Consider the following 14,795-nt stretch of genomic DNA (forward strand, 5'->3'; position numbering starts at 1 on the left):
AGGCTGAAACGTCCATAGCTGCCAAGTCAAGATAATGCTCAACCCTACTAAACCAATGAGTAAGCCAGTCTTGAAATGCTCGTAATTCACGCCTCTCCCCCCCTGAATGTTGAATATGGTAGCGTAAAGTATATCGTTGTTCCTTGCCCATCCTCACTTTCAACCCAGATTTCTCCACCGTGAGCGTGTACCATTTCCTTTGCAATAGCCAAGCCTAATCCAGTCCCGCCGACACTGCGTGCACGCGCTTTATCAACACGATAAAAACGGTCGAAAATTTTCGACTGACTTTCCCGCGGAATGCCCATTCCTTCATCAGAAATGCTAACCCGAACATTATGTCCTTGATGAAGCAATGTTACCGTGATGTTCCCCCCCTCTGGTGAATATTTCATCGCGTTTGAAATAATATTATCGAGTACTTGTGTTAACTTGTCGCGATCAATATCAACATAGGTTGGATGTTCCGTAATTTGTCTTGTAATCACAATGTTCTTATCCTGGGCAACCATTTCAAAACGATCGATAACATCATTAAGAAATTGTCTAAAATCAACCCAGTTAAATGTAAGACGATAATCACGACTATCTAGTTTAGAAAGCTGTAATAGGTCATTAACAAGACGGATCATACGCTCTGTTTCATTTTGTGTAACACTTAAAAAGCGCGGTGCTAGTTCCTCGTCGCGAATGGCGCCATCTTCTAACGCCTCTAAATAACTTTTCATTGTCGTTAAAGGGGTTCTGAGCTCATGTGAAACATTGGCAACAAATTCTCTGCGGTCTGTTTCGATTTTCTCCTGCTCCGTTACATCATGAAGAACAGCAATTAAACCGTTAATTGGACCATCTTCCTCCTGAATAATTGTAAAGTTTGCTTCCAAGAGAAACTCATTAACGTCACTACTAAAATCTAGAATCATTGAATCTGTCTGCTCATATAAATCATCAATTGTTGTTGTGTCTGATAAGCCAAGCACATCAGGTAAAAATGCTCTCATTACTTGACTGCTCGTAACGCCGAGAAGCTCCTCAGCTCGTTTATTCATCAAAATGATTTGACCGGTCTCATCCGTAGCAATCACCCCATCTGTCATATGAGTTAAAACGGAGCTCAGCTTCTTTTGCTCACGGTCCCTTGTCACTGTCGCATCATGAAGCTTAAATGTTAATTCATTGAAAGATTTTGCTAATTGACCAATTTCATCAGTACTATAAACCGTAACCTGTCTTGAAAAGTCTCCATGCCCCATGCGAAGCGCTTGCCTTCTCATATCAACAATAGGACCGGTTATCGTTCGTGCTAATAGGATAATTAACACGACCGTTATTGCCAGGGCAATAAAAGTTCCACTTGCAAAGATATTATTGATTTGCTGCAATTGCTCATAGATTTCTTCCATTGAAGCTTCAATATAAACAGCTCCAATTGTCTCGTCATTTGCTTTAATTGGGACGGCCATGACACGCAACAGATGACCCGTTTTAGGATCACGGAGAACATCCTCATAATCGGTACCAATTAGTGCTCTTTTAACACGTACCTCTGCACTTTGCTGCCCCACAAAATGACGATTCGTAACATTAGATGTACTTAATACAATGCCATTTTTATCAATAACTTGGACCTCTGCATTTTCAATTCCAAAAATTTCACTAAGCAACACATTAATATCTGAACTTAATGTACTTCGTTCCTCACCCGTCTTGACTAATTCCTGAGCAAGATTATAAACAAGGAGATTAACACGTTCATCAACCATCTCAAAGTGATTAGAAACGAGCTGATCTTCTAATTGTCTAGTAAAATAAACGCCTATAATTTGCATCGCAATTAAGATGAGGAGAACATATATGATAATTAACTTAAATTGAACTGACTTAAAAAAGCCAACCTTTCGTTCCATTAAGAATTCTCCTGTTGATCAGGCGGACACAAATAATAGCCAACCCCTCTTCTCGTAATAATCCATGTTGGATAGCTTGGATTATCCTCCACTTTTTCACGTAAACGGCGAACCGTTACGTCAACCGTACGTACATCTCCAAAATAATCATAGCCCCACACAGCTTGAAGAAGGTGCTCTCTTGTCATAACCTGTCCAATATGCTTTGCTAAATAATGAATCAATTCAAATTCGCGATGCGTTAATTCGATTGTTTCCCCACGACGCTTTACTTGATAGGCATCAGGATAAATCGTTAAATCTCCGACTGATAATTCCTTTTGTGATGATAGATCCTCACCACTCACTTTATGTCTGCGTAAATTAGCCTTAACGCGAGCTAAAAGCTCTCTCGTACTAAAAGGCTTCGTGACATAATCGTCTGCGCCAAGCTCTAAGCCCAAAACTTTATCTATCTCCGAATCTTTTGCTGTTAGCATAATAATCGGTATGTCATATTTTTTTCTTACTTCTCGACACACTTCCATACCATCCTTATGGGGAAGCATAATATCAAGTAATATTAAATCTGGCTCAATTTTTTGAACACATTCAATAGCTTCAAGGCCATCGTGTGCGCAAGTCACTTCAAATCCTTCTTTTTCTAAATTAAACTTTAAAATGTCTGCAATTGGTTTTTCATCATCAACGACTAATATATGTTTATCCATGTCAAAATCGCTCCCGTCTCCAATTGAATCTCTCTCCATATTCTAACATAAGTCTACTCATCTCGTCGGTAGGAACCGTTGGTAATTACAATATAACAAAATCGCCCCTGCATAACAGAGACGATTACATACGTTCTTAGTTTAAATAATCCATCGGATCTTTTAAGCTATTATTTTCATAGACTTCAAAATGGAGATGAATCCCCGTTGAATTCCCTGTTGACCCCATCACTCCAATTTTTTGTCCCTTTGTTACCGTTTGGCCAACATTAACATCAATTGAACGCAAATGAGCATATAAGGTTTCCATGCCGTTGTTATGATTAATACGAACCATGTTCCCATAGCCACCATTGTTACCAGCATATGTAACGACACCATTATCAGCTGCTAAAATATTATAATTACTCGGTCTTGCAATGTCTACCCCGCGGTGAAAACGCCCCCAGCGATTGCCTTGATAGCTAGATATATAACCACCTACTGCCGGCCAGCCTAGACTTCCACTTCCACGAGAAGGCATTTCCTTCGTCCCTTTTACAATTGTTTTCGTAACAGGTTCTTCGATGACTTCTTCAGCTATTAACTCTCGTTTGATTGTTTGACCGTTTTTTCGAAGAGTCTCATATTCAGAGATTTGGTAGCCTATTTCTCCTTCTTGCTTTACTGTTTGTTCACCTTTCCACATCGTATCATCTTCAATGACTTCAATTTGAAAAGGAATCTCTTCTTTCACTTTTCGTGCCTCTTCAACGAGGACTTCAATCACTGGCTCATAGGCAGTTACATGAAGCTCCTGACCAATTTGCAACACACTATCTTCTTTTAAATCTTTATTTAACTTTAACAATTCATTAATCGTAAGAGAATGCTTGCTTGCAATGGCTCCTAGGACATCTCCTTCTTTTACCTGATAAAGCTGTTCTTCTAATACTCCTAAATTAAGAAGCTGAAGCCCCTCTTCAATCGATAAAATGTCTTTCGGATCAACGCTAACTGCTTTAAAAGCTACATCACGTGTGAATGATACATCTGTAATACGTTTTTCGTCGACATCTAACGTTTTGGCTTGTCCATTTCGTTCAAATTGCAAATACTGTTCATAATCAGCTTCATCAATATATTGTAATGTAAAAGCATTTAACAGTTGTTCCGCTTTTTCTTCCGATCGCAAATAAAGAACATTTTTATCTTCCACTACAAGTGCAATAGCGTTTGCTTCAACCGATAAACTTGACTTCAAGGTTGAGATTGTTTCTTCTGTATTCGCACGTGCGCTAAAGACGTATTCAGGTATAATGTCGACTTTCTCTCCTATTTGTAAAGATAATCCTGGATCCTTTTCTTCATAGGATTCAAATAACTCTTCAACTAACCGATCGTAATGTTCCTTATTTTCTATCGAACCGATATGCTTTTGATTCACATATACATGGTAAATGACATCAATATCTGAATTTGAGTCCGCAGCCAGCGTAAGTTGACCCCAGCCCCCTAATATCCCTAGCATTAGTATGCTAAATAATACAATAGTAAAACGGTTTATCGTATTAGGGTGACGATCTATTAGATGCTGTTTACGATGCTTTAACAACCACCTCATACCCTTCTCCTCCTACACAGGTCCTAAACCCTTCATTCATAGATTTACTAAATGTTACTCTATCTCTCTAATTTTCTTATTTTTTGACAGCATTCCACAACCTTTTATATTCTAGCATATGTAATCATTCCTGTGCAGATTAAATCATTTTGAAAAAAGATTGTAATGTTTTTGTCATGTATTTTCCATCAGTTTCCCAAAATTGTCATTCCAATAAAAAAAGTTATCCCTAGAGCGTAAGGGATAACCTTTGTACATATTAAGCCATTGCCTTCTTCGATTATGCTTTCACTTATCAACAAACCTGTCATCTGTAGTTTCCTAAACAATAAAAAAAGCGTATGAAACGCTTTAAGGATGCCGGCCAGAGGACTTGAACCCCCAACCTACTGATTACAAGTCAGTTGCTCTACCAATTGAGCTAGACCGGCATGGTTTTATGGATCTCACTTTATGCTTTGTGTCTCTTCCTCTGCTAGCTTTGCTTCGTTGTTTGCTGTGTCGAGACAACTCGACGTTTACCCGACGATGCCACTGCTCGTCTCTACCAATTGAGCTAGACCGGCATGGTTTTATGGATCTCACTTTATGCTTTGTGTCTCTTCCTCTGCTAGCTTTGCTTCGTTGTTTGCTGTGTCGATACAACTCTTAGTCGACGTAAAAAATGCTCGTCTCTACGAAATGAGCTAGACCAGCAAGTATAATAAATGGTGGCTTGGGACGGAATCGAACCGCCGACACATGGATTTTCAGTCCATTGCTCTACCGACTGAGCTACCAAGCCAGATAAAATGAGAAATTAAGCTCATTATTGATTTCTATAAAAATGGCGGTCCGGACGGGACTCGAACCCGCGACCTCCTGCGTGACAGGCAGGCATTCTAACCAACTGAACTACCGGACCAATATAAAGTTAATGGTGACCCGTACGGGATTCGAACCCGTGTTACCGCCGTGAAAGGGCGGTGTCTTAACCGCTTGACCAACGGGCCATTCTAAAATGAATGGTGAGCCATGAAGGACTCGAACCTTCGACCCTCTGATTAAAAGTCAGATGCTCTACCAACTGAGCTAATGGCTCTTGTATTTTGAAGATAATTCACTTTGTGTCTCTTCCTCTGCTAGCTATACTTCGTAGCATGCTGTGTCGAGACAACTCGTTGTAATTCGACGAAGTAATGCTCGTCTCTACCAACTGAGCTAACTTTGTGTCTCAGTCGCTTAACTTGTCTTATCAGCGACAAGATTTATAATAACACAACAAAAAACATGACGCAAGTACTTTTGAAAACTTTTTTTATTCATTATGAAATCAGTGTTTTTTCTTTCTAAAGGATAGCGAATAGTAGGAAAGAACGCAAGTGTTTTCTCGCTTGCGTTCTTTCTAACTTTCAATTAGGCAAAAACACCACGTACTTGATTCGTTTGATTACGGTCAGGACCTACTGAGAAAATTGATAGAGGAATACCTGTTAGCTGTGATACTCGCTCGATGTAATGACGAGCATTTACAGGAAGTTCATCAAGTGATTTCACTCCAGTAATATCTTCATCCCAACCCGGTAATTCTTCATATACAGGCTCACATTCTGCTAATACTTTAAGGCTAGCAGGGAATGATTCAATGATTTCTCCACGGTATTTATATGCCGTACAAATCTTTAGAGTAGGAATGCCTGTTAGTACATCAATTGAATTTAAAGATAAATCAGTTAAACCACTAACACGACGTGCGTGGCGAACAACGACACTATCAAACCAACCAACTCGACGCGGGCGACCTGTTGTCGTACCATACTCATTACCAACCTCACGAATACGGTCACCGATTTCATCATGTAATTCCGTTGGGAAAGGACCATCACCAACACGTGTAGTATAAGCCTTTGAAACCCCAACAACATGATTAATCTTTGATGGACCGACACCTGAACCAATTGTAACTCCACCAGCAATTGGATTAGATGAAGTAACAAATGGATATGTTCCTTGATCGATATCAAGCATCACTCCTTGAGCACCTTCAAAAAGCACACGACGTCCATCATCTAAAGCATCGTTTAGGACAACAGAAGTATCAGTTACGTATTTCGCAATTTGCTGTCCATATTCATAATATTCTTCTAGAATTTCTTCTTTAGTAAAGCCACTAACTTCATAATATTTTTCAAAAAGACGATTCTTTTCAGCAAGGTTACGCTCAAGCTTTTCTTCAAAAGCTTCTTTATCTAATAAATCAGCGATTCGAATTCCATTACGTGCTGCCTTGTCCATGTAAGCAGGGCCAATTCCCTTTTTCGTCGTACCAATTTTGTTTTCACCTTTACGCTCTTCCTCAACAATATCAAGCTTCAAATGATAAGGAAGAATCACATGTGCACGATTACTAATACGAAGATTACTTGTATCTACATTACGTTCATGCAAATAAGCCAACTCTTCGACAATTGCTTTCGGGTCGATAACCATTCCATTACCGATTACACAAATTTTCTCTTTATAAAAAATACCTGATGGAATTAAGTGAAGCTTATACTTTTCTCCACCAAAAACAATCGTATGTCCTGCATTATTTCCACCTTGGTAACGAGCAACGACTTCAGCCTTTTCTGAAAGATAATCTGTAATCTTTCCTTTACCTTCATCGCCCCATTGTGTACCTACAACAACAACTGATGACATCTGTTGCACCTCCGCCTCGACGTACGAGCCGAGAAATTTTCCAAAACCATTACATAGTATACCAAGGTCTGCTAATCAAAGTCAATGAAACACGAACATTATTATTCTTAACTTTTACTTTTGTTCGTATACATAAAAAATGCAAAGCTACCCTGAGAAGCCTTGCACTAAGCAATATAACCTATAAATATTTATGAATCTACGTTAAAGTAATCTCATTATATAATAAAAACCAGCTACATCAAAAGCTGGTTTCATTCACATATTAGGCGCCTGGTGGCATATCTCGTTCATCATGACGACGATCTAAATTAACAAATTTATTATATTCTTTTACAAACGCTAATTCAACTGTACCGACTGGACCATTACGCTGCTTAGCAATAATAATTTCAATAATATTTTGATTTTCTGATTCTTTGTCATAATAATCATCGCGATATAAAAAGGCAACAATATCGGCATCCTGCTCAATACTTCCCGATTCACGAATGTCTGACATCATTGGGCGTTTATCTTGGCGAGATTCTACCCCACGTGAAAGCTGAGAAAGAGCGATAACAGGAACCTCTAGTTCACGGGCAATCGCTTTTAATGTACGGGATATTTCCGAAACTTCTTGTTGGCGGTTTTCTCCGCCACGTCCGCTTCCTTGGATGAGCTGTAAATAGTCTATCATAATCATTCCAAGTCCATGTTCCTGCTTAAGACGGCGGCATTTTGCCCGAATGTCATTGACTTTAACACCAGGTGTATCATCAATATAAATTCCCGCTTTAGCTAGACTCCCCATTGCCATTGTAAGCTTCTGCCAGTCCTCGGCATTAAGTGCTCCGGTCCGCATACGTTGGGCATCAATATTCCCTTCTGCACAAAGCATACGCTGCACAAGCTGGCTCGCTCCCATCTCTAAACTAAAGATTGCCACATTCTCTTGCGTTTTCGTCGCCACATTTTGAGCAATGTTTAAGGCAAAAGCTGTCTTACCAACAGATGGACGAGCGGCAACGATTATTAAATCATTACGTTGGAATCCAGCTGTCATTTTATCTAGCTCTACGAAGCCAGTAGCTATCCCAGTAATATCCCCTTTATGGTTTTGAAGCATTTCAATTTTATCATATGTTTCAACGAGAACATCCTTAATCGAAATAAATGCACTCGTATTTTTACGTTGAGAAACATCCAGAATGGTTTTTTCTGCTTCATTCAGGATGGCATCTACTTCTTCTTCACTTTGATAGCCTTCTGCGGCAATATTGGTCGCTACCTTAATTAAACGGCGCAAAACAGACTTTTCTTCAACGATGCGACTATAGTACTCAATGTTAGCCGCTGTCGGAACAGCATTCGCTAAGTCACTTAAATAAGGAACACCACCAATATCATCTAGCCACTTTCGATCCTGCAGTTCAGATGTAACCGTGACAAGGTCAACAGGTTCACCTTTTCCCGCTAAATCTAGCATCACTTGATACACACGTTGATGCGAAGCACGATAAAAGTCTTCTGGCATTAATCGCTCTGATGCTGTTACAAGCGCTTCATCAGCCAAAAATATAGCCCCTAGCACAGCTTGCTCAGCTTCAATATTTTGAGGAGGGGTACGGTCAGCAAATAAATCGCTCATGTGCGTTCTTCCTTTCTACAATCTATTAGAAGCTATCTACTAGAATAACAGGTTTTCAAGAAAAGTGGGTTTGTATTTTAAGGAAAATGACTAACTTGTCTTATTTATAGAGGTGTAACTTTCAAAAAAGGATGTCACAAAGGTCTGAAATCAACCTTTTGTAACACCCTCTCAAAAGCCTGCTATTATTCCTCAACAACATGTACTTTTACTTTTGCAATCACTTCAGGATGAATCTTAATCGGTACATCGGTATACCCTAGCGTGCGAATTGGGTCATCTAATAAAATCTTACGCTTATCGACCTTCTTTTTCATTTTCGCAAGCGTTTCTGCTATTTGTTTTGTTGAAACAGCCCCAAATAAACGGCCACCTTCACCAGACTTTGCCTTTATCTCAACGGTTAATGCTTCTAGTTCCTCTTTATACGCTTTTGCTGCATCTAACTCTTGCTCTGCTTTTTTTTGTTCGCTCTTTTTTTGAGCTTCTAAATTTTTCATATTTCCTTTTGTTGCCTCAGCAGCTAGATTGTTAGGGAGAAGATAATTTCTTGCGTAACCCTCTGAAACATTTTTAATTTCCCCTTTTTTCCCTTTACCCTTTACATCTTCTAAAAAAATAACTTTCATCGGTCGTTTCCTCCTCCATAATCTATCTCTATTGCTTCTTGAAGCATATGCTTTGCTTCCTCTAACGAAATATCCTCTAATTGGGTAGCTGCATTTGTGAGATGCCCGCCACCATCCAGCCTCTCCATAATGACTTGAACATTAATCTCACCTAATGAGCGTGCACTAATACTAACAATGCCATCCTGTCTTTTCGAAATAACAAACGATGCAACAACATCCTTCATCATTAGTAGCGTATCAGCAGCCTGGGCAATGATAATTTGATTAAAGGTTTCACCTTCTCTTGCTGTCGCAATTGCAAACCCTTCAAGATAATATTCAGCCGATTCTACAAGCCGTGCCCGTTTTACATATTGGTCCAAATCCTCTTTAAGCAGCTTTTGCACGAGTGTTGTATCAGCACCGTTAGAACGTAAAAACGATGCAGCGTCAAATGTACGAGCGCCCGTACGCACGGCAAAGCTCTTTGTATCGACAATTATCCCAGCAAGAAGCGCTGTCGCTTCAAGACGATCCATCTTCAGCTGCTTCGGCTGGTATTCAAGAAGTTCCGTTACCAATTCCGCTGTTGAGGATGCATAGGGCTCCATATAAACGAGAACAGGATCCTCAATAAATTCTTCACCACGACGATGATGATCTAGAACAACAATTCGCTCAACCTGGTCTAAAAGCTTCGGTTCAATAACAAGTGAAGGCTTATGTGTATCAACAACAACTAAAAGCGTTCGGTCTGTAATTTCATTCTCTGCCTCAGCAGGTGTCATAAACTGTGACCATAAATGATCATGCCTTTCAACCTCTTCCATTAACCTTTGAACATCATGGTTAACGTCATCTGGGTCAAGGACGATATAGCCCTCCTTACCATTCACATCCGCAATCTTTAACACACCAATGGCCGCCCCAATCGCATCCATATCAGGATTTTTATGACCCATAATAATAACGCGATCACTTTCAAGAACAAAGTCACGTAACGCATGAGAGATGACCCTTGCCCTCACTCGCGTTCGCTTTTCCATTGCATTTGACTTTCCACCATAAAAGCGGACTTTACCGTTCTTTCTCTTAATTGCAACTTGATCGCCGCCGCGTCCAAGTGCTAAGTCTAGACTTGATTGTGCTAATTTTCCGAGCTCCCGTAACGAGGTTTCGCCTGTCCCAACACCGATACTTAATGTAATCGGTACCTTTTCCTTCGCAGTTGCCTCCCGAATCATATCTAGAATATCAAATTGATGTTCTTCGACGAGTTGTAATGATTTCTGGTTAAGGACTGCGACAAATCGATCCGATGCTGTTCGTCTTAGTAATATGTCAAATTCATTTGCCCACTGATTTAATGATGAGGTAACCTGACTCGTTAACCTACTACGGACCTGGTCATCCATTCCTTGTGTCACTTCATCATAATTATCAAGATAAATAAGGGCTATCACCGTTTTGGTTTCTTCAAATAACTCTTTCGTTTCTTCTTTTTCAGTAACATCAAAGAAATAAATAAGTCGTTCATCTGCTTTAAAATAAACGTGATAATAAACTTCATTTAATTGAATAATTTCTTCACCTATGTCTTCTTCAACAAGAGAAACAAGCTCTTCACTAAGCTCTTCTAACGGCCTATCAACTAAATCTGCCCCGATGTTCGTTGCCACAAATGGATTTACCCATTGAATAATAAATTCCTCGTTATAAAGGACCATTCCAACAGGCATTTTTGTAACAGCCTCTTCCCCGGCTTTATTTACCCTGTAGGAAAGGGTCGAGATATATTTTTCTAAATCGCGTTCAAAGCCGAGTCTTGCTTGAATCGTAAAAATCGCCATTACACCCAATATGAAAAAGCCCAAAACCCCGATTTGCCACTGATATAACGCTAAAATACCAATGAAGAGAGCCGTAATAACATATAGGGTAATAATGTGGTAGCCATGCCACCGTTTCATCAAAAACTTTGGCATAATGTCAGCTCCTATTTTTTCTGACTAGTCAATCGATTTCGTAAATCAAAGCCTAAATCAATAATACCTAAAATCCTTATTAAATAGAGTAGAGGTGATAAAATAAAGGCTGCGAATACAATAAGGATTGGTAATGCCTTATTCATCTTTTTATAGTGACAGTAATAGAAGATGACAGCAAACCCTTGTACTGCCAAAATCATCTCCAGCAGAGGATACAAGTTCCAAATAATTAGAAATAGTGTCGTACCTTCCTCAACCCCTATCATAGCAATAACCATGACAATTAAATAATACCATAGAAATGATTTTGGAAACCTCCACTCACGAAATGGTGGTAAGCCTTTTACTTCATGCCCTAAACGTCGTAATATGAGCGTCGCTAGCGTGATTGTAATGACCGCTAAAATTAGTCCCATCAAAATAATCATAACAGGAGCTAAATAGACGAGCATATCCATTATGTCATACATCGCTTTTAAAGACTCATCTGGTACTTGTCCAAAACTCTCTAATGTTGACTCGGTAAGTTGAATTTGTTCCCGAATGATAGTAGCGAAAAAACGCATTGGGTTTTCATCCATGAACAAAACTAAGGCCAAATAAGCCATTAACATATTAAACGTATAAATCAGACTTCCACCAATAAGAATAGAAAACCCTTCAGCCTTTCTTCGATACAGTTCACCAATCACAAGTCCAGCACTTCCGAAAACAAGCGGTTGCGGTAGTGCAGGTAGACTCCCAACAATTAGTGCGAGTATCAATGTAATCGCCCACAGCATAAGTCCAGGCTTCAATCCTCTTCTTACAACGAAGACAATAAAAGGAAGTGGAAGCACCCATAATGTTACAATACTAATGAGCGGAACATAAAGATTCACTAGTAAAAAAACGGTAAACAGAGACGCTAATATTGCCCCCTCTGTAAGTATTCTCGTTCGTTTCACATATTCACCTCATTTTTTTAAACCAAAAACTGTCTCTTACATATTTTTCACAAGCCCTTTGACAGTTTCCCATATCCTTGTTTATTTTAGCGTACTTAAAGGGAAAATTAAAGTCTAGTCACTATGTCGTCATACAACCTACAAAAAAAGCCTCTCCCCAAATGGAAAGGTCCATACCGAAATACCTAATAAGAAGAAAATCATATTACTTTCGACTCTCTCATCAGCTTAAAAAGCAAGGACTTTTTTATTAATATTTATATTAAACTATTTTTATTATTGTTAATCAAATAAAGCTAGATTATAATCAAATTTGAAATTACCCGATGGTGTTTGTTATCTATATTTGTTAACGCTTACATCAGGGTGATTATTTTTAGGAAAGGAGACCTCTGCAAAAAAAACTTATTAACATGTTAATTAATGGGAGGGATTATGATGCTACATTTAAAGATGAGAGGTAAGTCAATTTTATTAACACTATTTATGGTTTTTGCTCTTTGTCAAACAGTTTCTGCTGACTTTTGGGATTTATCTGGTGAACTGATGTTACATGATCCATCAATTATTAAAGAAGGTAACACATGGTGGGCTTTTGGAACAGGCGAAGTCGATAAAAATGGAATTAGAGTTTTGACATCAAATGACGGAAAAAATTGGTCTGTTGCCCCGACTATCTTTCCACAGCCCCTATCATGGTGGAAAACCTATGTTCCTAACCACACAAGTGCACAATGGGCACCTGATATTCAATTCTACAACGGGAGATATTGGCTCTATTACTCCGTATCTTCGTTCGGCTCCAACACTTCCCTCATTGGTCTTCTTTCAACTACTAGTATTAGCTCAGGAAACTGGAGAGATGATGGACTAGTCATCCGCTCGACAACTTCAAATGACTACAATGCCATCGATGGTGATTTAGTGATAGATGCCAATGGTGACCCATGGCTATCCTTCGGTTCATTTTGGTCCGGTATTAAACTCACGCGTTTAGACAAAAGCACTATGAAACCAACTGGACAGCTTTATTCGATTGCTGCAAGACCTAATCATCCTGAAAAAGCGATTGAAGCTCCTAATATTACGTATAAGGATGGATACTATTATTTATTTGTTTCCTTTGACAAATGCTGCCAAGGTACAGACAGTACGTATAAAATCGCATACGGTCGTTCTACTTCTATTACTGGTCCTTACTTAGATAAAAATGGCGTAAATATGATGAACGGTGGAGGTACGATTTTAGATGCCGGTAATGACCGTTGGATTGGACCTGGACATCAAGATGTGTATAACAATATCCTCGTTCGCCATGCCTATGATGCCGAAAAGAATGGTGAACCAAGACTATTAATAAATGACTTATATTGGGATATAAACGGCTGGCCTACTTATGATAAAAATGCAGCCGTCATTCAGACTGGTTCTAGATATAAATTAGTAAACCGTGCATCTGGTAGATTAGCAGAAGTAAGTGGAAAAAGCACAGCTGACGGAGCCGATGTTGTACAGTGGTCAGATAATGGTGGAACGAATCAACAATGGACGATCACGGATTTATATAACGGGTATCATAAATTAACAAACGTAAACAGTCAAAAAGCGTTAGAAATTTTCCAATGGAGTACAAGCAATGGAGGCGATGCTGTTCAATTTTCAGACCTTGGTGGTAACAACCAACAATGGAGCTTAGTGCCTTTAGGGAATGGCTATTACAGAATCGTAAACCGTCACTCTGGAAAAGCACTTGATGGATACGGTACTTCAAATGGTTCTGATATTATCCAATTTGACTATCACGGTGGTAATAATCAGCAATGGCAACTAGTTAGAATTAACTAATACAAGCACCTAAAAAAGCATGATAGAGGAATCCTCTATCATGCTTTCACTTTATTAGTTAACATCGTTAACATAAGGCAATAAAGCGATTTGACGAGCACGCTTAATTGCAGTTGTTAATTGACGTTGGTATTTTGCAGATGTTCCAGTTACACGACGAGGAAGAATTTTTCCACGCTCTGAAATGAAACGTTTTAGTAAATCTACATCTTTATAGTCAATCTTTTCGATTTTGTTTACAGTAAAGAAACAAACCTTACGACGCTTTGGACGACCACGACGAGCCATTATACAGCACTCCTTTCATTCAAGATTCTATATCGGGTTACTTGTTTGTCTAAGAGTGGAAAAAGGGGTTAGAACGGTAAATCATCATCTGAAATGTCAATCGGTTTGCCATCATTAGCAAATGGATCATCATTAAATCCACCTGATTGACGATTTTGATTTTGATTTGGCTGCTTTCCGAAGTCATTGCCACCCATTGGCCCAGGACCACCGGCTCCACCAAAATAATCGTTTCCTTGCCCTTGCCCTTGGTTTGCACTTCGAGGCTCAAGGAATTGTACACTATCTGCTACAACTTCAGTAACAAAGACTCGACGACCTTCATTGTTGTCATAGCTTCGTGTTTGGATTCGGCCATCAACACCTGCCAAGCTACCCTTTTTTAAATAGTTGGCTACATTTTCTGCTGGTTTTCGCCATACGATACAGTTAATAAAATCTGCTTCGCGCTCCCCCTGCTGGTTAGAAAATGCTCGGTTCACTGCAAGCGTAAAGTTTGCAACTGCCACTCCATTTGGCGTATACCGTAGTTCTGGATCTCGCGTTAAGCGTCCAACAAGTACAACACGGTTTAGCATCCGTAC

12 protein-coding genes, 5 tRNA genes and 1 pseudogene are annotated in these 14,795 nt (G+C 39.3%); 2 read left to right on the forward strand and 16 right to left on the reverse strand.

What is annotated here, in order from left to right:
* From yycH to B1R93_RS14185, 14 genes are all read right to left on the reverse strand, one after another.
* On the reverse strand, positions 1–90 hold a 90-nt coding region (gene yycH, locus B1R93_RS23970; protein ID WP_425348962.1), incomplete at its 3' end, for a two-component system activity regulator YycH.
* Positions 87–1,907: a cell wall metabolism sensor histidine kinase WalK gene (walK, locus tag B1R93_RS14125; RefSeq protein WP_088104584.1), complete on the reverse strand. Its 1,821-nt coding sequence runs from the start codon at positions 1,905–1,907 to the stop codon at positions 87–89. The genes walK and yycH, both read right to left, overlap by 4 nt.
* On the reverse strand, positions 1,907–2,617 hold the full coding sequence (yycF, locus tag B1R93_RS14130) for a response regulator YycF (RefSeq protein WP_088104585.1): 711 nt from the start codon (positions 2,615–2,617) through the stop codon (positions 1,907–1,909). Before yycF ends, walK begins: the two co-directional genes overlap by 1 nt.
* 136 nt (positions 2,618–2,753) lie before the next feature.
* Positions 2,754–4,220, reverse strand: coding sequence for a peptidoglycan DD-metalloendopeptidase family protein (locus B1R93_RS14135; RefSeq protein WP_088104586.1), 1,467 nt, complete (start codon positions 4,218–4,220; stop codon positions 2,754–2,756).
* Between the two features lie 358 nt (positions 4,221–4,578).
* Positions 4,579–4,651: transfer RNA gene (locus B1R93_RS14140), tRNA-Thr, on the reverse strand.
* A gap of 277 nt (positions 4,652–4,928) precedes the next feature.
* Positions 4,929–5,004 (reverse strand) — tRNA-Phe (locus B1R93_RS14145).
* Positions 5,005–5,047: 43 nt separating this feature from the next.
* Positions 5,048–5,124 (reverse strand) — tRNA-Asp (locus B1R93_RS14150).
* A gap of 13 nt (positions 5,125–5,137) precedes the next feature.
* Positions 5,138–5,212: transfer RNA gene (locus tag B1R93_RS14155), tRNA-Glu, on the reverse strand.
* 13 nt (positions 5,213–5,225) lie between these two features.
* Positions 5,226–5,301: transfer RNA gene (locus B1R93_RS14160), tRNA-Lys, on the reverse strand.
* A 314-nt stretch (positions 5,302–5,615) separates the two neighbouring features.
* On the reverse strand, positions 5,616–6,902 hold the full coding sequence (locus tag B1R93_RS14165; protein ID WP_088104587.1) for an adenylosuccinate synthase: 1,287 nt from the start codon (positions 6,900–6,902) through the stop codon (positions 5,616–5,618).
* A gap of 265 nt (positions 6,903–7,167) precedes the next feature.
* Positions 7,168–8,532 (reverse strand): replicative DNA helicase, encoded by a 1,365-nt coding sequence (gene dnaB / locus B1R93_RS14170; RefSeq protein ID WP_088104588.1) that lies wholly within the window; start codon positions 8,530–8,532, stop codon positions 7,168–7,170.
* A 185-nt stretch (positions 8,533–8,717) separates the two neighbouring features.
* Positions 8,718–9,161 (reverse strand): 50S ribosomal protein L9, encoded by a 444-nt coding sequence (gene rplI, locus B1R93_RS14175; protein WP_088104589.1) that lies wholly within the window; start codon positions 9,159–9,161, stop codon positions 8,718–8,720.
* The gene (locus tag B1R93_RS14180) at positions 9,158–11,128 is read right to left on the reverse strand and encodes a DHH family phosphoesterase (RefSeq protein ID WP_088104590.1); all 1,971 of its coding nucleotides are present in this window, start codon (positions 11,126–11,128) and stop codon (positions 9,158–9,160) included. The genes rplI and B1R93_RS14180 overlap by 4 nt, the downstream gene beginning before the upstream one ends.
* 11 nt (positions 11,129–11,139) lie before the next feature.
* Entirely contained in the window at positions 11,140–12,078 is a 939-nt protein-coding gene (locus B1R93_RS14185) for a YybS family protein (RefSeq protein WP_088104591.1), read from the reverse strand.
* 453 nt (positions 12,079–12,531) lie between these two features.
* Between B1R93_RS14185 and abnA the strand changes: the two are divergent.
* Both abnA and B1R93_RS23465 read left to right on the forward strand, forming a co-directional pair.
* Positions 12,532–13,476 (forward strand): annotated as a pseudogene (abnA, locus tag B1R93_RS23460) (arabinan endo-1,5-alpha-L-arabinosidase AbnA); the annotation flags it as partial.
* An 18-nt stretch (positions 13,477–13,494) separates the two neighbouring features.
* Positions 13,495–13,923 (forward strand): RICIN domain-containing protein, encoded by a 429-nt coding sequence (locus B1R93_RS23465; RefSeq protein WP_245308305.1) that lies wholly within the window; start codon positions 13,495–13,497, stop codon positions 13,921–13,923.
* 54 nt (positions 13,924–13,977) lie between these two features.
* On the opposite strand, the gene rpsR is transcribed toward B1R93_RS23465, so the two are convergent.
* Entirely contained in the window at positions 13,978–14,211 is a 234-nt protein-coding gene (gene rpsR, locus B1R93_RS14195) for a 30S ribosomal protein S18 (protein WP_088104592.1), read from the reverse strand.
* 68 nt (positions 14,212–14,279) lie between these two features.
* On the reverse strand, positions 14,280–14,789 hold the full coding sequence (gene ssb, locus B1R93_RS14200) for a single-stranded DNA-binding protein (protein ID WP_088104593.1): 510 nt from the start codon (positions 14,787–14,789) through the stop codon (positions 14,280–14,282).
* Between the last annotated feature and the right edge of the window lie 6 nt (positions 14,790–14,795).

The sequence above is a fragment of the Halalkalibacter urbisdiaboli genome (assembly GCF_002156385.1).
GTDB classification, from domain to species: domain Bacteria; phylum Bacillota; class Bacilli; order Bacillales; family Bacillaceae_D; genus Halalkalibacter_A; species Halalkalibacter_A urbisdiaboli.